Below are 18,851 nucleotides of genomic sequence, written 5' to 3'. Positions count from 1 at the left end.
GTGACTAGGTTTGGGGCCATGTCCATCTCTCGACGAGCGCTGCTGGTCTGCGGGGCACTGGCACCCACCCTGTCCGCATGCGCCGGTCGGGCACCGTCCGGGGCCGATCCGGTCACCGGATCGGCCTCGACCTCACGGTCCTCCTCACTGTCCTCATCGACGTCCCGGACGCCGGCCACCACCACGGCACGCCATCCCGGCACGCCATCGGCAGCCCCCGCCTCCAGCACCCGCACCTCCGCCCGCCAGCCCGTGGCCGGGCACTGCCTGATGGTGGGGCTGCCCGCCGGATCCGATCTGGAACGGGTCGCCACACTGGTCACCCGTCACCGGCTGGCGGGGGTCTTCATGCTGGGCCACTGGACCTCGACCAGCGCGATCCGGGAGGCCACCGCCGCCATTCACCGCGCGGCACGGGCCGCCGGCCTTCCGCGGGCGATCATCGCCGCGGACCAGGAGGGCGGGCTGGTCCACAACCTCACCTCCCCCGCGTTCACCCCGATGCCCTCGGCCGAACGCCTCGGCGCCGGGGACCCGGCGGTCTGTCGCAGTCTGGCCAGCACCGCCGGATCGCAGATGCGACGGGCCGGCCTCAATCTCGTGCTGGCGCCGGTGGCTGACGTCGTCGACCCTCGGCTGGGCTCCGCCAATGCACCGATCGGGGCCCTGCACCGGGGGTACGGCACCAACCCCGACACCGTGGCCCGGTTCGTCACCGCGGCGGTCACCGGGTTCCGGCAGGGCGGGGTGGCCACCAGCGTCAAGCACTTCCCGGGTCTGGGAGCGGTGCGGGCCAACACCGATCTGGCGGTGGCCACCGACACCACCACATCGGTGACATCGCCGGGGCTGAAGAGTTTCCGCGCCGGGATCGCCGCCGGCAGCCAGACCGTGATGGTCTCCTCGGCGGTCTACTCGAGGATCGATCCGGCACGGCCGGCCGTCTTCTCGACCGCCGTCGTGACAGACCTGCTGAGGGGCCGGCTCGGCTTCTCCGGTGTGGTGGTCTCCGACGATCTGGGTGCCGCCAGAGCGGTCGCCCAGGTGCCCGCCGCAGAGCGCGCACGGCGTTTCCTGGACGCCGGTGGGGATCTGGCGCTGTGCGCTGACCCCTCCCTGGTGCCGGCGATGGTCGAGGGACTGCGCGTCGACCGGAGTCCCGCCAGGGTGGCCAGGTCCGCCGCCCGGGTCGAGGCCCTCATCGGCCGACTGGCGGGATAGGGTCGAGAACATGGCCCCGAGCACCTCCACCGGACGGCTGGTCATCATCTACAACCCGCACAAGGTCGACGACATCGACTCCCTCGAGCACACGGCCGAGGCGCTGTGCGCCGCACGAGGATGGCGCCATCCCGAGTGGATGGCCACCACCGCCGAGGACCACGGTTGCGGCAAGGCCCGTGATGCCGTGGCATCGGGGGTCGATCTGGTGTGCGTGCTCGGCGGCGACGGAACGGTGCGCGAGGTGGCCTCCGCGCTCGCTCGCACCGATGTCGCCCTGGGTGTTCTCGGGTTGGGCACCGGAAACCTGTTGGCGCGCAATCTCGGCCTGCCGCACAACGACTTCACCGCATCCCTGGCCGCCGTGCTCGACGGGTCCGAGCGCCGTGTCGACCTGGGCAGGGTGCGCTTCGACGAGGGTCCGGAGCGGTGCTTCACCGTCATCGTCGGGATGGGGCTCGACGCCGAGGCGCTGGCCGGCACCGAGCCGCGGACCAAGGACCGGATCGGCTGGCCGGCCTACATCCTGGCCGGGCTGTCCGTGCTGGCCCAACGGGGTTTCAGCGTGGAGACCACCGTCGAGGGAAAACGGCCGTTCACCAGCCGCTGCCGGATGGTGCTGGCCTGCAACTGCGGACTGCTGCCCGGCGGCATCGAGCTGGTTCCCGAGGCGCAGATCGACGACGGCCACCTGGACCTGATGACCTTCTCCCCCTCGGGGCTGGTCGGTTGGGCGGCCGCCACCCTGTGGGCGGTCACCGCCCGGCGGCGCGGCCACCGGATCATCCGGCACGACCCGAGTCGCACCTGTCTGGTGAGGGCCGACCGTCCGGTGCTCACCGAGATCGACGGGGACCCGGTCGCCAGGGCGACCACCATGCGTGTCCGGGTCGACGTCGGGGCGCTGCTGGTGCGCGCCTGACAGCTTGCTGCGGTCCTTTCAGCCGACGACCAGCATCCGGGCCAGCTGACGGTCCCGCTCGGCGGCCTCGGCCAGGAATGCCGGGAAGTCCTGGACGGCGTCCCCGTCGGCGGAGTCGGAGAGGATCCGCACCACCGCGAAGGGCACCCCCAGATGGCTCGCCGCCTGGGCCAGCGCCGCTCCCTCCATCTCGACGGCCGACGCGTCGAAGGTCTCACGCAGCCACTGCACTCTGACGGGGTCGGCGATGAACTGGTCCCCACTGGCGATGGTCCCCCGCACCACCGCATGGCCCGCGCCGTCCGCACGGCCCGCCAGGGAGGCCGCGGCGGCGTGCGCCCGATCGCTCAGGGCCTCGTCGGGCCTCCAGAACTGCGGCTCTCCGGGCACCTGACCGATCGGGTCGCCGAAGGCCGTGCCATCGGCGTCGTGCTGGACGAATCGGTCCCCGATCACGACATCGCCGACCCCCAGTCCCTCGGCCACCGCGCCGGCGACACCGGTGAAGACGATCGAGGAGGCACCGGCCGAGACCATCGCCGCGGCCGCCAGGGCGGCATTGACCTTGCCGATCCCCGACCGCGCCAGGATCACCGGTCGGCCCTCCAGTCGGCCGGCGATCATCTCGCAGGGGCCGGGAACCACCCGGGCCCCGACGAGGTCGGAGCGGATCAGACGGACCTCCTCGTCCATCGCGCCCAGCAGCCCGAGGATCTGCTCGGACGGGTCCATCGTCCCCGTCCTGCTCACTGGCCCTGTCGTGCTCACTGGCCCTGCCCCGCTCACTGGAAGGGTGTCGGGTCGCCGGCGCCCATCCGGGTGATCTCGGCCTCCCCGGAGCTGAAGTCGACGACCGTGGTGGGCTCGGTGCCGCAGTCTCCGGAGTCCAGCACGGCGTCCAGCTCCTGGCCCAGGGTCTCCTGGACCTGCCAGCCGTCGTCCATCGGCTGCTCGGCATCGGGAAGGATGAGGGTCGACGAGACGATCGGCTCGCCGAGGGCGTCCAGCAGCGCCAGGCTGGTGACGTGGTCGGGGACCCTCACCCCGACAGTGTGCTTCTTGGGGTGCAGCATCACCTTGGGGACGTCACGGGTGGCTCGCAGGATGAAGGTGTAGCGCCCGGGCACCGCCGCCTTGATGGTGCGGAACACCCAGTTCTCCATCTGCACGTACTGGCCGACCTGGGCGAACTCGCTCATCACCAGGGTGAAGTGGTGCTTCTCGTCGAGATCGCGGATCCGGCGGATCCTCTCCAGAGCGTCCTTGTTGCCGAGTCGGCACCCGAACGCGTATCCCGAGTCCGTCGGGTAGGCGATCAGTCCCCCGTCCCGGAGCAGAGCGACCACCTGGTTGAGGGAGCGGCGCTGGGGGTTGACGGGGTGGACCGGATAGTAGTGGGAATGGGCCATTGCCACATGCTATCGGTGGAGGGCCCCGGGCGGCCGCCAATCCGGATCTCACGGAGCCGCCGTACTCTCGCGGAACCCCTGAACCCTCCTTGGCGTCCGAGCCATCCCTGAGGGCCCCGAACCCTGGTGCCGACTACCGGTGCCGACTACCGGGGGACCAGCCGGCAGCTGGCCCGGGCGTGCCCGTGCACCGCGTCAACACCGATCGCCGAGAGCACGATGGTCGCCCGAGTGACGCTGACCCGCACGGTGAGCAGATCACCCTGCCGGCTCACCGTCGCACTCATCGTCACCCCCGCCGGGGCGACTGCGGCCACCTGCCGGGCGCGGGCCGTGCCATCCCCCGCCATCCCGACCAGCTGGGCGGCCGAGGCCTCATCGCAGCCCGCCCGGGAGGCCTGGGCGGCCAGGGTGTGGGCCTCCCGACGGGCGCGGGCCTGCTGGGCGCCGTCGACCGCCAGTCCCCCGGCCAGGATGAGGCAGGGCATCAGCAGGGCGGCCGCCACCGACATGCTGGCTCCGCGCTCCCGGCAGCGCGTCCCGAGCAGAGCGGTGGTGGTCATGGGGACAAGCTCAGCACGTCCGGGCACCTGTTGGGAAGACTCTGGCCACGGTGGCCTAGGCTGGTGCGCGACATCTCACCCGAAGAAAGGTCTCCACACCATGGCCCAGGTCAAGAAGGTCGCCCTGCTCACGGCGGGCGGCTTCGCCCCCTGCCTCTCCACGGCGGTCGGCGGGCTGGTCAAGCACTACACCGAGGTAGCCCCAGACGTCGAGATCATCGCCTACCGGTACGGATACCAGGGGCTGCTCAAGGGCGACTACCTGACGGTCACCGACGAGGTGCGTGCCAAGGCCGATGTGCTGCACCGCTTCGGCGGCTCGCCGATCGGCAACTCCCGGGTCAAGCTGACCAACAAGGAGGATCTGGTCCGTCGCGGCCTGGTGGCCGAGGGCGAGGATCCTCTCAAGGTGGCCGCCGACCGGCTGGTGGCCGACGGGGTCGACGTCCTGCACACCATCGGCGGCGATGACACCAACACCACCGCGGCCGACCTGGCCGCCTATCTCGCCGAGCACGACTACGGCCTGACCGTCGTCGGACTGCCGAAGACCATCGACAACGACATCATCCCGATCCGCCAGTCGCTGGGCGCCTGGACCGCCGCCGAGCAGGGCGCGAAGTTCGCCGCCAATGTGGTGGCCGAGCACAACTCCGGCTCGCGGATGCTCATCGTCCACGAGGTGATGGGCCGCAACTGCGGATATCTCACCGCAGCCACCGCCGCCAAGTACCGGGAGTGGCTCGACGCCCAGGAGTGGGTCCCCGAGATCGGTCTGTCGCGCGAGGCGTGGGATATCCACGCGGTCTACCTCCCCGAGGCCGAGATCGACCTGGACGCCGAGGCCGAGCGCCTCAACAAGGTGATGGACACCGTCGGCAATGTCACCATCTTCCTGTCCGAGGGGGCCGGCCTGGACGCCATCATCGCCGAGCTGGAGAAGTCCGGCGAGGAGGTCCCGCGCGACCCCTTCGGCCACGTCAAGCTCGACAAGATCAACCCCGGGGCGTGGTTCGGCAAGCAGTTCGCCAAGAGGCTGTCCGCCGAGAAGACGATGGTCCAGAAGTCCGGCTACTTCTCCCGTTCGGCCGCCTCCAACGAGGCCGATCTGGAGCTCATCGGTCGCTGCACCGAGCTGGCCGTGGAGTGCGCCCTGTCGGGACGCTCCGGGGTCATCGGCCAGGACGAGGAGGCCGGCGACGTGCTGACCAACATCGACTTCGACCGGATCAAGGGCGGAAAGCCCTTCGATCTCACCCAGCCCTGGTTCACCTCGATGCTCGACGAGATCGGGCAGGGCGCGCCGAAGCCGCTCCAGCACTGAGGGTTGGCGTCGGAGCCCGGCGGGCACCGACGCCAACGGACCACCAGCTCGTACCACAAGGCACTCGGGCCACCAGCGACTCGGGTCGCTGGTGGCCCGAGTGCTCACATCAGCGCCCGACCCTGCGGGGTCGGGCGCTGCTCTCGTTGGGCTCAGGGTGTCTGGTCCTGGCGGTCACGGTTTCGATGACGCAGCCCGGCCCACACCAGAACCGACCCGAGCAGTGCCACCGCACTCACCGCGACCCCGGCCAGGAAGCCGGTCAGTCCGGCACGCACCCGGCGGCCGTCCTCGGCGACGGTCGCCACCACCTCCTGGCCCTCTCCGCTGCCCTGCTCCTCCTCGTGGGTCGTGTCCGGGCCGGACCCCTCGGCTTCGCGCCGCTGAGCCTCCCGGTCGGCGTGGGCGGCCTGCCAGTGGCCCTCCGCGGTCCAAGCTCCCTCGCGCTCCTCGAGGGGAGCATCGGCGTCATGCCACCGGAACGCCACCGCGGGCTGATCGGCGGTGGCGATCCAGGCCGCCACGAAGAGGATGATCCGGGCCAGCAGGTTGAGCACCAGCATCACCACGACAATCGATCCGAAGGCCTGGACGGCGCGGTTGACGCTGACCGCCCGGACCACGATTCCGGCGCCGGTCTGCACCGCCGCAAGACACACCCCGGCAGCCAGTGAACCGCGCAGGATCGCCGACCAGTTGCGCCGCGATCGCGGCAGGATGCCGTACAGGAAGACGAAGAACAGCGCCCCGGCGAGGGTGGAGACGACCAGCCCGGAGATCGTCACGATGACGGTGTGACCCGGCAGCAGATCCAGGCCCAGACGCCGTCCGAGCGCCCCCGACAGGGCCGAGCCAGCCTGGGCGGTGGCGAAGACCACCAGCAGCACCACCAGGACCGTCATGAAGGACAGCATGTCTCGGGCCTTGGAGGCCAGCGGGTTCTTGTCCTCCTTGACCATGCTGAAGGAGGGCTCCCACTGGGCCAGCACCCCCGAGCGGACATCGCCGATCCATGAGACGCCGGTCCACAGGGTGACCAGAATGGTGGTGGCCAGGGTCCCCCAGGATCCCGTGCTGCGCACCGACGAGTCGATCACCTCGGTGACCTTGTGGGCGCCGCCGGTCGACCCCAGCGACCGGATGACCAGATCCTTGACGGCATCGAAGATGTCAGGACGCAGATGAGTCAGCACCACGCTCAGGGTGGCGAAGGAGAAGGCGACCACGGGGACCGCCGCGAGCACCGTGAAGAAGGTGATGGAGGCGGCGAAGTGATTCCCCAGCCGGCTGGAGTAGCGAGCCTGGGCACGCACCAGGTGGGCAATGGGAGGACGACGAAGCGCCCTGTCCGCGGCACTCCTCAGCGCCTCCCTCATCGGCCGGCTCCCTGGCTCAGGACGTCAGTGTCACGACACCCGGCGGGTGGCCCTTCTGCGCGACAGCTCATCTTCGGCATGATGAGCGGCGCCACCGACCTTCTCGTGCGGAAGTGTCGACAGGCAGCCGTTGACGTCGCGCCAGACTCCCCCCAGCGAGATGGCGAACATGCCCTGGCCGGCGCGCAGCAGATCGATGACCTCCTCGTCACGGGTGCACTCGTAGACCGAGACGCCGTCACTCATCAGGGTCACCGTCGAGAGCTCCTCGACGCCATTGGCGCGCAGGTGATCGAGGGCGATCCGGATCTGCTGGAGAGCCACACCGGCGTCCAGCAGCCGCTTGACGACCTTGAGCAGCAGGATATCGCGGAAGGAGTACAGCCGCTGACTGCCCGACCCCGAGGCGCCACGAATCTCCGGGCGGACCAGACCGGTGCGGGCCCAGTAGTCGAGTTGACGGTAGGTGATCCCAGCAGCGCCGGAGGCCACCGGGCCGCGGAACCCGATGTCATCGGGAAGGGGGAAGAAGTCCCCGTCGAAGAGCGCGCTCTGTGCGCATCTGGGCGAGGAGGCCTGTTGAGCCGCACTCTCGACCATCTCGATCACCCTCTGTCTCTGGGCCGATTCGGTACCGTCCCTGTCCCACAGACGCTACGTGGCCGCCGTCCGAGCGAACCGCTGCCACGCCGTGGGGTCTCAAGGATACCCCAGGAATCTCCTCGAAGAACCCTCTGACAAGGCATTTCAGATGAGATCAGAGGGTCAAGTGACACTCTAGGGTTGCCGGGCTCAGTCCTCGAAGTCGTCCGGGCTGACATGGTCGAGGAACTCCTTGAACCTCTCGACCTCATCCTGGGGGGACTCGTCGAGAAGGATGCCGAACTCCTCGAGGACCTCCTCGTGGCAGCCGACGGTGACCCCGAGCCGCACTGCCAGGGCGACCATGTCCGAGGGTCTGGCCTGCACGACATGGCCCGGTCGCAGGCGGATCTCGCCCTCCCACACGCCATCGGTGACACTGGTGATGACCATCTGCGGGCTAGGACAGCCCAGCTCGCCCAGCACGGTGACGAACAGGTCGTGGGTCAGCGGTCGTGGGGGTTCGACGTCGTCGATGGCCTGGGCGATCGATGCCGCCTCGGAGGCGCCGATCCAGATCGCCAGATGGCGGCGTCCCTCGGACTCCTTGAGCAGCAGGATGGGCGACTGTGAGATCTGGTCCAGCCGGATCCCGACAACCTCCAGTGCGACCACCATAGGGCCAGCCTACCCGCGGTCGATGGCCGACAGAACGACGTCAGTGCTGGAGCAGGTCGTAGACCATCGCCGCATGCGCGTGGAGCACCAGGGAGGTGATCTCCGTGGCGACCTGATTGGCCCGCTGGGGGTGCCGGGCGTGCGGCAGCACCGTCTGCTCGATCATCCCGGCCTCCCGCTCGGCGGCCTGTCTCATCGCCCGGATGTGACGGGTGTCCATCCCGTACTCGCGCAGCCTGCGGGACGCCACACACACCATCAGCGCCTCCTGGCCGTACCAGTCGTGACCGCGCTTGGTGCGCACCAGCTGATGGCGTTCCAGCTCGACCAGGTGTGCCTCGGTGATCCCACTGGCCCTCACCAACTCCCGCCGGTTCATCCTGATCGGCGCCCGGGGCTGGGGAATCACCGGACCTTGGACTCCGGGCTCCTTGTCGGAACCGGCTCCCGGCGGTGCGGGTTGATCGACACTGGGAGGCTCCTCCCCCCGGTCGAGCATCTCGAGATGCTCGCGGATCACCTTCAGGGGCTGGAAGTTGTCGCGCTGGCAGGTGAGGATGTAGCGCAGTCTCTCGACATCGGACTCGGCGTACTTTCGGTACCCGGAGGGTGCGCGCTCGGGACTCAGCAGACCCTCGGTCTCCAGGAATCGGATCTTCGAGATGGAGAGGTCGGCGAAATCCGGCTTGAGGAGCTTCATCACCTGCCCAATGCTCCAGACCGGGCCAGCCATCAGCGCAGTCCGCTCCCGCCGAGGTGGAAGATCATCCGGAACTTGCCGATCTGCACCTCGTCGCCCTCGCGCAGCGGGGCCGATCCATCCACCAGGGTGCGGTTGACGTAGGTGCCGTTGAGGCTGCCCTGGTCCTCCACGTAGATCCGGCCATCCCTGCGGATGAACTTCACGTGGTGCCGCGAAACGGTGATGTCGTCGAGGAAGATGTCGGAGTGGGTGCTGCGACCTGCCGTGGTGACGTCCTGGTCGAGAACGAACTGGGTGCCGACATTGGGCCCGCGCTGGACGACCAGCAGTCCATCCCCCTCGGGAAGGTCCGCGATGGCGGACAGCGCCTCCCCCGACAGCTCCGGGGTGTCGGCGACGACCTCGTCGGTCATCACCGGGATCACCCCGGTGTTGTCCCCTGGAATGCCCGCCGCGGCGCCCAGACGAGCTCCGCAGCGAGAGCAGAAGTTGGCGTCATCCGCGTTGTCCTGCCCGCACCTGAGGCACTTGTTCATCTCGCATCCTCACTCCCGGCCCCTTCCGGGGCCTGTTTTCCCACCCGTCCTGCAGCGGGACGTCTGCCTGTTGCAGTCTGTCGGATCCTCACCACTCCCGCCGCATCAGGACGAGTCGGTGAGAGCATCGTATGCGTCGGCGTCGAGCAGGTCGTCCAGCTCGGAGGGCGCTGTGAGCTCGACCGACATCAGCCAACCGTCCCCGTAGGGGTCGGCCGCCAGGGTCTGTGCCGAGTCGGCGACCACCTGGTTGACAGCGACCACCACCCCGCTCACCGGCGTCTCCACGTCGACGGGCTCATCGCCCGTGTCGATCTCGGCCGCGACATCGCCCCGGGCCAGTTGCTCGCCGACCTCGGGCAGCGTCACGTCGAGGATCTCGGCGATTCCCGAGAGGCCCTCGGCGGTCAGACCGACCCGCACCTCGTCGCCGTTGCCCGGGCGTACCCAGATGTGGTCCACGGTGTACTGGAGATCCTCGGGGGCACCGGCCATCGCAGAAACCTCCTGAGCGTGGTGTCATCGGCGCCTGTCGCAGGTCTGCCGCGGCACGGTGTCGGCCGTGCTGTCACCCAGACTAGCCGCCCACGGCCTCAGGTGTCAGCGGACGGGGCTGGCGTGAGTCATCGGCGCCGGGGTGGCGACCGCGGTGATCCTGATCAGGGTGGATGAGGTGATCTGGACGCTGCCCCCGACCTGAGGCGCCTGGACCTGGGAGACCAGACCGCCGCGGAACCTGGCGCCCTCCTCGAGGGAGTGCGGATCGCCGATGGCCTGGATGGTGATGGGTCGGCTGATCGGGGTGCCTGAGGCGATCACGCTGTCGGCACCGGATGCGAACCAGGTGCTCGCGACCACGCGGACCTTCCCGTTGAGGGAGATCGCCTCGGCCCCCGCGTCGCGGAGCTCCTCGACGGCGTCCAGCAGGATGTCGGAGGTCACCTTGGCGCCGGGATCGGCAATCCTGATGGTGATGCCGGGGCCCTGGACCGGCACGGTTCCGGAGAGCACCTGGAGCTGGGAGAGCCGGGTCGCGGCCTGCTTCTGGGCGGCCTGCCGGGAATCGGCCCCCGACTGCAACTGCCGTTGGGTGTCGCGCAGCTCGGCGAGCTCGGAGTCGAGCTGCCGGGAGGAGGTGGACAGCGAGTCGAGCATGGTGACCAGATCGGCCCGCCGCATCGAGGCGAACGGATCCTCGTCGGCCCGAGACCGCACCTGGGTGACCACCGCGAAGGAGCACAGGCACAGGATGATGGCGACAATGAGCTGTCCGGACGCCGGGTGAGCCAGGTCGTGGAGGATTCTGGCGCGGTGCGAGGGCTTCTGCCGGTCGGTGCCGGGGCCGTCCTGCGTCCCGGAACTCGCCCGCGGTGAAGGGCTGTCCTGAGGCGCGCGGATGTCCTGTTGTTCGGGGTTCTGGTGCGGATCAGGCATGCAGCAGGGCCCGTCGGATGGCTGCGACGTTGGTGAAGATCCTGATTCCCAGGACAACCACGACGGCCGTCGACAGCTGGGAGCCGACGCCGATCTGATCCCCGACCCAGACCATCAGCCCCGCGATCAGGACATTCGACAGGAAGGACACCACGAAGACCCTGTCGGAGAAGGTGTGCCCGAGATAGGCGCGGGCGGCACCCACCAGGGCGTCCAGGGCGGCCACGATCATGATCGGCAGGTAGGGCTGAAGGGTCACCGGGAGGGCTGGATTGAGCACCAGGCCGAGAATGACTCCGATGATCAGGCCAGCGACCGCAATCATGTCCGTTCCCTTCCTCGATGGGCACCATCCTGCCATGGCGCGCCACCGGCAGCGTCCCGGGGCGGTGTGCCCACCATCAGTGGGCGAATCACCACGGGGTTCACCGCGGGGTGGCGAGGCTGACGGATCCTGCCCCGGCCGGCAGCTTGAGAGTGCTGGCAGTCGTGATCGACCAGCGCACGCCGAAATTGTCGGCGATGTAGGCCATCCACTGCCCCCCGCCGTTCTGGGAGAGCTTCCCGGGGATCACATTGGGGTCGCCGATCGCACTGACCCGGTAGGGCCGGGTGAGCGAGACGTAGTCCACCGTGATGGCCGATCCGGCGGATCGGACCGCGGTGCGGGTGGTGATCCGGTGACCGTTGACCGAGATCGCCTCGGCACCGGCCTGCCACAGCCCGTTGATGAGCTGGCGCAGGTCCTGGTCGCCGACCCGTCCCTCGTCGGAGCCGTCCGGTGAGTCGTCCAGGAGCACCTGGACGCCGGGACCGACCACCGCGACCTGACCTGCCGCCATGCCCGCGGCCGAGATCCGGGCCGCGGCGGTGCCGGCGGCCGACTGGGAGGCTCGCATCGCATCGACCTGGCGCTGCAGTCGACCGACCGCCGCTTGTTGGCTGGCCCGGTGCGCCTGGGCGGACTGGACACGGTTGATGAGGTCGTCGCGTTCGGCCACCGTGGCCGGCCGCGCCACCGTGGTAGCGCGCCAGGCGCCGCCCAGGAGCAGGCCGGCCAGCACGAGCATGGTGAGGGTTCCGATCAGACCCCGTCCGTGCGGCCGTTCCCGGCCATGGCGGTCCTCGGCCGTGAGGTACTCGGGCTCCATCGCCTCCTGACGCACCTGGCGCAGCAGATCCATGCTGGCGTCCGGGCGCGGCGCATGCTCGGGGGTGGGGCTGCTCATGGTCGCCGCCCGACCGGCCCGGATGTCTCGATCGGTCTCGCCACGTGTCCCAGAATAGTGAGCGGAGTCACCGACGGTTGCGCCGCGACGAGATGGCCGCCCGGTACTGGTCCTCGAGCTGGGGACCGACCGACTCCCAGTCGAACTGCCGGGCGCGTCTCAGACCTCGTGCCGCCAGACCGCTGTCCCCACTGCCGAGGGCCTGGTTGATGGCCCGGCTCAGAGCAGCGGCATCGGCGGGAGGAACCAGCCATCCCACCAGTCCGCGATCGTCGGTGAGGACCTCCCGGAACCCGGGCAGATCGCTGGCCACCACTCTCGCCCCGGCGGCCAGGGCCTCCACCAGCACGATCCCGAAGGACTCCCCCCCGCTGTTGGGGGCGACGTAGACATCGCAGGATCCCAGCACCCGGTCGCGATCGGCATCGGACAGCGGGCCCAGGAACCGCAGGCCGTCGGTGTCGCCGGGCACCGCGCCCGGCCCGATGACCACGGCGTCCACATCGGGATGGCTCAGACGCACCCGGTGCACCGCCCTGCGGAAGGCGGAGAAGCCCTTGCGGGGCTCCTCGAAGCGGCCCAGGAAGCACACCCTGGGATGCTCCCCGCCGCGCCAGGGGGCCGGGGCGGTCCACACCGTCGACAGTTCGGCGGTGTCCACCCCGTTGCCGATGATGACCGGGTCCACCCGCCAGGCGCGTCGCGCCGCCTCGGCCGCCGCCTGCGAGACGGCGACCGCCTCGTCGATGCGGGCCAACGAGGAGGGGGCCAGCCTTCGTGCCACCCGCAGCAGTGTCGAGTCGGCGAAACTGGAGTCCTCGAAGCAGCAGTGGAACGTGGCGACCAGCGGCCGGTCTGCGTTCCAGAGGGCCAGCAGCGAGCTGGACGGGGTGAGTGGCTCGTGGAGGTGGATGACGTCGAAGCAGTGGTCGCTCATCCACGACCTCACCCGGACAGCCGATGCCGCCCCGAAGTTCAGGCGGGCGACCGATCCGTTGGCCGGGACGGGCACGCTGCGGCCCGTGCTGGTGAAGCACTCCGGAGGCAGTCCCAGGCTCCGCAGGGTCCGGCGGTCGGGATGACCCGGGCCGAGCAGGGCCACGACATGTCCGCGTCGGCGCAGCCAGCGCGCCAGCCCGAGGACATGGTTCTGGACCCCTCCGGGCCGGGTGAAGGAGTAGGGGCAGACCAGTCCGATGCTGAGCCAGTCGTCGGCCCTTGTCACTGGCCGGTCCCGGCCGAGTCCGGATGCATGGCCCTATTGTCTGGGATCACAGGGCCTGGGATCACAGGGTCTGGGAAGAAGGGTTGGAACATGTGCCAGTCGCACACCTGGTCGCGAATCTGGGCGCTGAACCACTCTGCCAGCCGTTCGGTGAGCTGGCTGACCCGCTGCCTGCTGGTCTCTCCGGCGGCTGGTTCCAGGATCGGTGAGAGCTCGATGTGCATCCGGTCGGGGCCCCGGTAGCTGCACGCCGCACCGATCAGTGCGGCGCCGGTGAGCACCGCCAGGTGGGCGGGCCCGGGGGGCATCGAACCGGGGACCGGGCCGTCGGCGGTCGCCCAGTGAACCGGGGCACCGCCACCCGACAGGTCGCGGTCGGCGACCAGGCAGACCAGCCGGTGGCCAGACAGGTCCTCGACCAGATGGCGCACCGTTCCTGGCTCGCGGTAGCCGAGGACCCGCATTCCCAGACGCTCCCTGGTTCGCACGAACAGCCGGAACTCGGCCTCGGGAAGGTGCTCGGCGACGGTGGTCACCGGCATGCCGCGCCGGGCCACCCAGGCTCCGGCCAGGTCCCAGGATCCCATGTGAGGCAGGGCCACCAGCGCGCCCCGGTCCCGACAGGCCCTGCGCAGCGCCTGCAGCTGGGCCGGATCATGGTCGACCGTGGCATCGATGCGCTCCCCCGACCAGCGGGGCAGCTGCATGGAGGTGACGGTGGTGCGCATCCACGACACGACCGCGCGGCGGGTCTGGGCGGGAGACGGGCGCTGCCCTGTCATGGTCTGCGCATTGCCCCGCCACCGCTGCACCCCGGCAGTGGGGAACCGGGCCAGCACCGACCCGGCGAGTTGGGCCCCGGGACGCCAGACAGAGTCGGGGAGATGGCCGGCCAGGCCCAGCGTGGCGGCCGACAGCCGGCCGCGGCCGGAGTCGGATCGATGGCCAGGGGTCACGAGGTGACCTGTCGGCGCACCGCGGCCATCCGCTGTCCGACCGTCACGGCTCCTGCCAGACTGAGGTAGCACAGCCCGACAGGCAGTGCCCAGGTGAACCAGTGAGGAAGGACGCCGACACTCGCCAGACCGGTGAGCTCGGCCCCCAACAGGGTCACCAGGAGTCGGTCGGAACGGGTGGCCAGACCCATCGACGCCGTCTTTCCCAGGGACTCGGCCTTCGCCCTCACATAGGAGGTCACCTGGCCGAGGATGAGCGCCACCAGTCCGGCCCCGGCCCACAGCCTGGAGTCGCCCGGGCCGGTGTAGTACAGCACCAGTCCGGCGAAGATCGCGCCGTCGGCGAGCCTGTCCAGGGAGGAGTCCAGGAAGGACCCCCACTGGGAGTGCCGACCCATCTGGCGGGCCATGTTCCCGTCCAGGGAGTCGGAGAAGATGAACAGGGCGACCAGCAGGGAGCCCTGCCACAGCATGCCCAGAGGGAAGAAGACCAGGGCCATCGCGATGGCCCCGATGGTTCCCGCCCAGGTGACCATGTCCGGGGTGACGCCAAGGCGGATCAGCAGCGCCCCGATCGGGTGCATGACCTTCTGCCAGCTGGCTCTGAAGTGCTCAAGCATGGGTCTCCCAGGCCTCGGCGAGCAGCGCCCGCCCGTCCCCCAGCAGCTGGGGCACCGCCCGAGTGCCACCGATGATGGGCAGGAAGTTCGTGTCCCCGATCCACCGCGGGACGACGTGCTGGTGCAGGTGGGCGGCCACCCCGGCGCCACCGGGCGCCCCCTGGTTCATCCCCAGGTTGAATCCCTGCGGGTGGGAGGTGGCGGTGAGCACGCGGATCGCCGACTGGCTGAGCTCGGCCATCTCGCGGGTCTCCTCGGCAGTGGCATCCACATACCCTGCGACGTGGCGGTAGGGGCACACCAGCAGGTGTCCGGGCGAGTACGGGTACAGATTCATCACGACATAGCAGAACTCGCCGCGGTGGACGATGAGGGACTCCTCGTCACGGTGCGACGGGGCCCGGCAGAACGGACAATCCTGGCCGGCCCGGGCGCTGGCCGGCTTGTCCTGCCCGCCGATGTAGGCCATCCGGTGGGGTGTCCACAGCCGACGGAAGGGATCGGGCACACCGACCTCGTCGTCGTCGAACTCGATCCGGACCTGGTCGGCGTCGTGGTCTGCCGCCATTCCTCAGGCCTCGGACTGGCCGAGCACCGACTCCGCGTTGCCGGCGGTCGGGTCGTCGTTGCGCCTGGCCCTGGCCCAGCCGTCGATGATGGCGACCGCCCGGTCCATCGGGACCCCGTTGAGCTGCGAGCCGTCGCGGAAGCGGAAGGAGACCGCCCACGCCGCGACGTCCTCGCCGCCGGCGATCACGATGAACGGCGACCGGGTCTGGGTGGCGTTGCGGATCTTCTTGCCGAACCGGTCGGTGGACTTGTCGATCTCCACACGCAGCTCGGCGGCGCGCAGCCGGGCGGCCAGTCCGTCCAGGTAGGAGTCGAACTCCTCGGCGACCGGGACGGCGTGGACCTGGACCGGCGACAACCACACCGGGAAGGCTCCCGCGTAGTGCTCGGTGAGGACTCCGATGAACCGCTCGACGGAGCCGAGCTTGGCGGAGTGGATCATCACCGGACGCCGGCGGCTGCCGTCGGGAGCGGTGTACTCCAGCTTGAACCGCTCCGGCTGGTTGAAGTCGTACTGGACCGTCGACATCTGCCAGGTGCGTCCGATGGCGTCCTTGGCCTGGACCGAGACCTTCGGGCCGTAGAACGCCGCGCCGCCCGGGTCGGGCACCAGGTCCAGTCCGCTGGACTCGCAGACCTCCTGCAGGATCCGGGTGGCCTCGGCCCAGTCCTCGTTCGAGCCGATGAACTTGTCCTGGTTCTTGCCCTCGGCGTCACGGGTCGACAGCTCGAGGTAGAACTCCCCCAGTCCGAAGGCCGAGAGCACCTCGTCGAAGAACCCGAGAAGGTTCTTGATGACCTCGGGAGCCTGCTCGGGGGTGCAGTAGATGTGCGAGTCGTCCTGGGTGAACCCGCGCATCCGGGTCAGCCCCTGGACCACCCCGGACTTCTCGTAGCGGTAGTCGTGGCCCATCTCGAACAGTTTGATCGGCAGATCCCGGTAGGAGCGACCCCGGGACTTGTAGATGAGGTTCTGCATCGGGCAGTTCATCGCCTTGAGGTAGTACTCCTGGCCGGCGCGGGTGATGTTGCCCTGGTCGTCGCGCTCCTCATCGACGTTCATCGGGGGGAACATCGTCTCGGCGTAGTGGGGCAGGTGACCCGAGGTGTGGAAGACGCCGCCCTTGGTGATCTCAGGGGTGTAGACGATGTCGAATCCGCGCTTGAGGTGCTCGGAGATGATGAAGTCCTCGATGATGTGGCGCAGCATCCCTCCCTTGGGGTGGAACACCGCCAGCCCGGGCCCGATCTCCTCGGGGAAGCTGAACAGGTCCAGCTCGGCACCCAGCTTGCGGTGATCGCGGCGGGCCGCCTCGGCCATCTGGGTCTGGTAGGCCACCAGATCGTCCTTGGAGGCCCAGGCGGTGCCGTAGACCCGCTGCAGCTGATCGTTGGCCTGGTCGCCCTTCCAGTAGGCCGCCGAGGACTTCGTGAGCGCGAACCCGTTGCCCAGGTACTTGGTGGAGGGCACATGGGGTCCGCGGCACAGGTCCTTCCAGGCGGTCTCGCCGTCGCGCCGCACGTTGTCGTAGATCGTCAGCTCGGAGCCGCCGACCTCCACCGAGGCGCCCTCGGCCTCGTGGCCGCCCTTGGAGTCGACCAGTTCCAGCTTGTACGGCTGGTCGGCGAGCTCGCGGCGGGCCTCCTCCTCGGTCACCGGACGCCGCACGAACCGCTGGTTCTCCTTGACGATCTTCTTCATCCGCTTCTCGAGATCCTTGAGCAGCTCGGGGGTCACGGGATCGATGTTTCCGAAGTCGTAGTAGAAGCCGTCGGTGATGAAGGGGCCGATCCCCAGGTTGACCTCGGGGAAGACCTGCTGGACGGCCTGGGCCATCACGTGGGTGGCCGAGTGACGGATGATGTTGAGGCCGTCGGGACTGGTGGCCTCCACCGCCTCGACGGTGGCGTCCTGGCTGATCGGGCGCTGAAGGTCCTCGAGCTCGCCGTCGACCCTCATCGCGACGACGGAACGATCAGATCCGAACAGGTCGAGGCCGGTCGTCGTAGTGTCCACCTGTCGCTCCTCGGAATCTCCGGATCGCTGAACGGTGATGGTGAAGGACACGATGACGTTCTCTCTCTCGACGCGCCCGGACAGGGCCGGGTGGAATGTGACATCGGCGGGCCCGCGGGTACCCGCGGCCCGGACCGACCTTGTCTATCATGCCCGAAACCACCAGAAGGATGCTCATTGGGTCATCCCCCGACAGCGATGACACGGCTGGCATCGGTGCGCACGTCATCCCCGACGATGGGGCCGTCCGGGCAGGTGACCGGTCCTGCGGACCGGTCACCTGCCCGGTTGTGCTGGTCACGACCTACCGGTCAGACCCCTGGGGGGTCATCAACCGCGCCAGGACGTCGGGGCGTAGGCCCAGCCGAGGTACACGGCTCCGTGGGATGGGTTCAGCGTCGGCATCAGCTGCACGGTGCTTCCACCGCCTCTCAACCCTCGATAGGACCGAGAGACCCCGCCACTCACAAAGGTGCCGTTACCGACAGCAATATCGACGTGACCATTGCCCTGATCCGTCGAACTGCGAGAGAACACCAAAGCACCCGCTGGGGCAGTGCCGCCGTGAATCTGATTGGCACCGCGCAGGGCGGAGTAGAAGGAGATCGCATTCGAGTATCCGAGGGCGCTCTTTCCGTAGGCATTGGCGACGAAGGCCCCGCACAGGAAGTCGTACTGCTGAGAGCCGACCTGACTCAGAGCCCAGGACACGGCGCGCTGTTCTCTCGAAGAGGAGGCGGGAGTGCCGGGTTGACCGCACTGAGGGCCGACCTGGCCGGAACTACCGGTCTGAAGATCGACATCGGCGACCCAGTAGCCATCTCTGGTCCGGTACCACAGACTGTCCCAGCCACCAGAGATGTACCTGCTGAAGTATCCCTTCACCGACTGACCTCTGGCCCAGCAGACGAGCCCCAGGGCACTGTACTGCTGATAGGTCCCGGCCTGACCAGTGTTGAGGCCCGGCCCGGCCATCCGCTGGGTGGTCACCATCGGTACCCCCACGGGCCCGGAGGGGCACTCGGAGGTGACGGGGTTCTGTGAGTAGGTCTGGATGTCGACGTCGGCCACCCAGTGTCCGTCGTCGACCAGGTACCACAGACTGTCCCACCCTCCGGGGATCCACCTGCTGAAGTAACCCTTCACAGACTGCCCGTGGGCATAGCAGATGAGGTTCAGATGCCTTCCCGCCGCGTAGGTGCCGACCTGTCGAGAGTTCAGCGTCGCGGCCGACATGCTCTGGGTCGTGGTCATCACGGTGTTGTTGGTGGTGGCGGCCCTGGCCGGGGATGCGCCGACGGCTTGAAAGCCGATCAGTCCGAGGGCGAGGCTCACCAGCATGATCACTGCCGATGACGAACGATGAGAATGCAGTTGTCTCACAATGTCCTCCTGTGGGTTGAGTTCCTGAGGACATCGTGAGCGCCCCCCGAACGCACGTCGATCCCCTCATCGGGGGACAAGTGTTTCTGCTGGACTGGTGGCA

21 protein-coding genes are annotated in these 18,851 nt (G+C 69.0%); 3 read left to right on the top strand and 18 right to left on the bottom strand.

Annotated features, from left to right (window positions below):
• The first annotated feature begins 18 nt into the window (after positions 1 to 18).
• Both H590_RS0103360 and H590_RS0103355 read left to right on the top strand, forming a co-directional pair.
• Positions 19 to 1,221, top strand: a complete 1,203-nt coding sequence (locus tag H590_RS0103360; protein ID WP_036980880.1) for a glycoside hydrolase family 3 N-terminal domain-containing protein — start codon at positions 19 to 21, stop codon at positions 1,219 to 1,221.
• 10 nt (positions 1,222 to 1,231) lie between these two features.
• Positions 1,232 to 2,143: a diacylglycerol/lipid kinase family protein gene (locus tag H590_RS0103355; RefSeq protein ID WP_028702449.1), complete on the top strand. Its 912-nt coding sequence runs from the start codon at positions 1,232 to 1,234 to the stop codon at positions 2,141 to 2,143.
• Positions 2,144 to 2,161: 18 nt separating this feature from the next.
• Here H590_RS0103355 and H590_RS0103350 read toward each other — a convergent pair whose 3' ends face one another.
• The 3 genes from H590_RS0103350 to H590_RS0103340 form a co-directional block, all read right to left on the bottom strand.
• On the bottom strand, positions 2,162 to 2,857 hold the full coding sequence (locus tag H590_RS0103350) for a 5'-methylthioadenosine/adenosylhomocysteine nucleosidase (protein ID WP_436406382.1): 696 nt from the start codon (positions 2,855 to 2,857) through the stop codon (positions 2,162 to 2,164).
• Between the two features lie 68 nt (positions 2,858 to 2,925).
• Positions 2,926 to 3,552 carry an L-threonylcarbamoyladenylate synthase gene (locus H590_RS0103345; RefSeq protein ID WP_036980877.1) on the bottom strand — a complete coding sequence of 209 codons (627 nt, stop codon included), beginning with the start codon at positions 3,550 to 3,552 and terminating at the stop codon, positions 2,926 to 2,928.
• Positions 3,553 to 3,698: 146 nt separating this feature from the next.
• Positions 3,699 to 4,115 (bottom strand): hypothetical protein, encoded by a 417-nt coding sequence (locus H590_RS0103340; RefSeq protein ID WP_051238125.1) that lies wholly within the window; start codon positions 4,113 to 4,115, stop codon positions 3,699 to 3,701.
• A gap of 100 nt (positions 4,116 to 4,215) precedes the next feature.
• Here H590_RS0103340 and H590_RS0103335 point away from each other — a divergent pair, with 100 nt between their 5' ends.
• The gene (locus H590_RS0103335) at positions 4,216 to 5,439 is read left to right on the top strand and encodes a pyrophosphate--fructose-6-phosphate 1-phosphotransferase (RefSeq protein WP_028702445.1); all 1,224 of its coding nucleotides are present in this window, start codon (positions 4,216 to 4,218) and stop codon (positions 5,437 to 5,439) included.
• A 152-nt stretch (positions 5,440 to 5,591) separates the two neighbouring features.
• On the opposite strand, the gene H590_RS14640 is transcribed toward H590_RS0103335, so the two are convergent.
• The 15 genes from H590_RS14640 to H590_RS17130 all read right to left on the bottom strand — a co-directional run bounded on the left by H590_RS14640 (position 5,592) and on the right by H590_RS17130 (position 18,748).
• Positions 5,592 to 6,752: a YhjD/YihY/BrkB family envelope integrity protein gene (locus H590_RS14640; RefSeq protein WP_051238124.1), complete on the bottom strand. Its 1,161-nt coding sequence runs from the start codon at positions 6,750 to 6,752 to the stop codon at positions 5,592 to 5,594.
• A gap of 93 nt (positions 6,753 to 6,845) precedes the next feature.
• Complete coding sequence (locus H590_RS0103325; protein ID WP_028702444.1) at positions 6,846 to 7,415, bottom strand: MerR family transcriptional regulator; 570 nt, start codon at positions 7,413 to 7,415, stop codon at positions 6,846 to 6,848.
• 192 nt (positions 7,416 to 7,607) lie between these two features.
• Positions 7,608 to 8,072, bottom strand: a complete 465-nt coding sequence (locus H590_RS0103320; protein ID WP_028702443.1) for a bifunctional nuclease family protein — start codon at positions 8,070 to 8,072, stop codon at positions 7,608 to 7,610.
• Positions 8,073 to 8,115: 43 nt separating this feature from the next.
• Positions 8,116 to 8,808: a transcriptional regulator FtsR gene (gene ftsR / locus H590_RS0103315; protein WP_028702442.1), complete on the bottom strand. Its 693-nt coding sequence runs from the start codon at positions 8,806 to 8,808 to the stop codon at positions 8,116 to 8,118.
• On the bottom strand, positions 8,808 to 9,314 hold the full coding sequence (locus H590_RS0103310) for an FHA domain-containing protein (RefSeq protein WP_028702441.1): 507 nt from the start codon (positions 9,312 to 9,314) through the stop codon (positions 8,808 to 8,810). Before H590_RS0103310 ends, ftsR begins: the two co-directional genes overlap by 1 nt.
• Positions 9,315 to 9,419: 105 nt before the next feature.
• On the bottom strand, positions 9,420 to 9,809 hold the full coding sequence (locus H590_RS0103305; protein ID WP_028702440.1) for a glycine cleavage system protein H: 390 nt from the start codon (positions 9,807 to 9,809) through the stop codon (positions 9,420 to 9,422).
• A gap of 105 nt (positions 9,810 to 9,914) precedes the next feature.
• The gene (locus tag H590_RS14635; RefSeq protein WP_084149238.1) at positions 9,915 to 10,748 is read right to left on the bottom strand and encodes a DUF881 domain-containing protein; all 834 of its coding nucleotides are present in this window, start codon (positions 10,746 to 10,748) and stop codon (positions 9,915 to 9,917) included.
• On the bottom strand, positions 10,741 to 11,073 hold the full coding sequence (locus H590_RS0103295; RefSeq protein ID WP_028702439.1) for a small basic family protein: 333 nt from the start codon (positions 11,071 to 11,073) through the stop codon (positions 10,741 to 10,743). Before H590_RS0103295 ends, H590_RS14635 begins: the two co-directional genes overlap by 8 nt.
• A 100-nt stretch (positions 11,074 to 11,173) precedes the next feature.
• Entirely contained in the window at positions 11,174 to 11,977 is an 804-nt protein-coding gene (locus H590_RS0103290) for a DUF881 domain-containing protein (RefSeq protein ID WP_126412593.1), read from the bottom strand.
• Between the two features lie 67 nt (positions 11,978 to 12,044).
• Entirely contained in the window at positions 12,045 to 13,202 is a 1,158-nt protein-coding gene (locus tag H590_RS0103285; protein ID WP_028702437.1) for a glycosyltransferase family 4 protein, read from the bottom strand.
• Entirely contained in the window at positions 13,199 to 14,158 is a 960-nt protein-coding gene (locus H590_RS14630) for an LpxL/LpxP family acyltransferase (RefSeq protein ID WP_051238123.1), read from the bottom strand. Before H590_RS14630 ends, H590_RS0103285 begins: the two co-directional genes overlap by 4 nt.
• Complete coding sequence (pgsA, locus tag H590_RS0103275; protein ID WP_028702436.1) at positions 14,155 to 14,778, bottom strand: phosphatidylinositol phosphate synthase; 624 nt, start codon at positions 14,776 to 14,778, stop codon at positions 14,155 to 14,157. Before pgsA ends, H590_RS14630 begins: the two co-directional genes overlap by 4 nt.
• Positions 14,771 to 15,346 carry an HIT family protein gene (locus H590_RS0103270; RefSeq protein ID WP_028702435.1) on the bottom strand — a complete coding sequence of 192 codons (576 nt, stop codon included), beginning with the start codon at positions 15,344 to 15,346 and terminating at the stop codon, positions 14,771 to 14,773. The genes pgsA and H590_RS0103270 overlap by 8 nt, the downstream gene beginning before the upstream one ends.
• A gap of 3 nt (positions 15,347 to 15,349) precedes the next feature.
• A complete protein-coding gene (gene thrS, locus H590_RS0103265) occupies positions 15,350 to 17,416 on the bottom strand; it encodes a threonine--tRNA ligase (protein WP_028702434.1) in 2,067 nt (688 codons plus the stop codon).
• Positions 17,417 to 17,695: 279 nt separating this feature from the next.
• Positions 17,696 to 18,748, bottom strand: coding sequence for a CHAP domain-containing protein (locus tag H590_RS17130; protein ID WP_126412591.1), 1,053 nt, complete (start codon positions 18,746 to 18,748; stop codon positions 17,696 to 17,698).
• Positions 18,749 to 18,851 lie beyond the last annotated feature (103 nt).

This window comes from Acidipropionibacterium jensenii DSM 20535, assembly GCF_000425285.1.
Classification (GTDB): domain Bacteria; phylum Actinomycetota; class Actinomycetes; order Propionibacteriales; family Propionibacteriaceae; genus Acidipropionibacterium; species Acidipropionibacterium jensenii.
Note: the sequence above shows the minus strand (reverse complement) of the source record. Positions and strands in the feature narration are given on the sequence as shown.

Coding starts and splice junctions, on each gene's coding strand:
- H590_RS0103360 (WP_036980880.1), top strand. CDS start 19: ATGTCCATCTCTCGACGAGCGCTGCTGGTCTGCGGGGCACTGGCACCC.
- H590_RS0103355 (WP_028702449.1), top strand. CDS start 1,232: ATGGCCCCGAGCACCTCCACCGGACGGCTGGTCATCATCTACAACCCG.
- H590_RS0103345 (WP_036980877.1), bottom strand. CDS start 3,552: ATGGCCCATTCCCACTACTATCCGGTCCACCCCGTCAACCCCCAGCGC.
- H590_RS0103340 (WP_051238125.1), bottom strand. CDS start 4,115: ATGACCACCACCGCTCTGCTCGGGACGCGCTGCCGGGAGCGCGGAGCC.
- H590_RS0103335 (WP_028702445.1), top strand. CDS start 4,216: ATGGCCCAGGTCAAGAAGGTCGCCCTGCTCACGGCGGGCGGCTTCGCC.
- H590_RS0103325 (WP_028702444.1), bottom strand. CDS start 7,415: ATGGTCGAGAGTGCGGCTCAACAGGCCTCCTCGCCCAGATGCGCACAG.
- ftsR (WP_028702442.1), bottom strand. CDS start 8,808: ATGGCTGGCCCGGTCTGGAGCATTGGGCAGGTGATGAAGCTCCTCAAG.
- H590_RS0103310 (WP_028702441.1), bottom strand. CDS start 9,314: ATGAACAAGTGCCTCAGGTGCGGGCAGGACAACGCGGATGACGCCAAC.
- H590_RS0103305 (WP_028702440.1), bottom strand. CDS start 9,809: ATGGCCGGTGCCCCCGAGGATCTCCAGTACACCGTGGACCACATCTGG.
- H590_RS14635 (WP_084149238.1), bottom strand. CDS start 10,748: ATGCCTGATCCGCACCAGAACCCCGAACAACAGGACATCCGCGCGCCT.
- H590_RS0103295 (WP_028702439.1), bottom strand. CDS start 11,073: ATGATTGCGGTCGCTGGCCTGATCATCGGAGTCATTCTCGGCCTGGTG.
- H590_RS0103290 (WP_126412593.1), bottom strand. CDS start 11,977: ATGAGCAGCCCCACCCCCGAGCATGCGCCGCGCCCGGACGCCAGCATG.
- pgsA (WP_028702436.1), bottom strand. CDS start 14,778: ATGCTTGAGCACTTCAGAGCCAGCTGGCAGAAGGTCATGCACCCGATC.
- H590_RS0103270 (WP_028702435.1), bottom strand. CDS start 15,346: ATGGCGGCAGACCACGACGCCGACCAGGTCCGGATCGAGTTCGACGAC.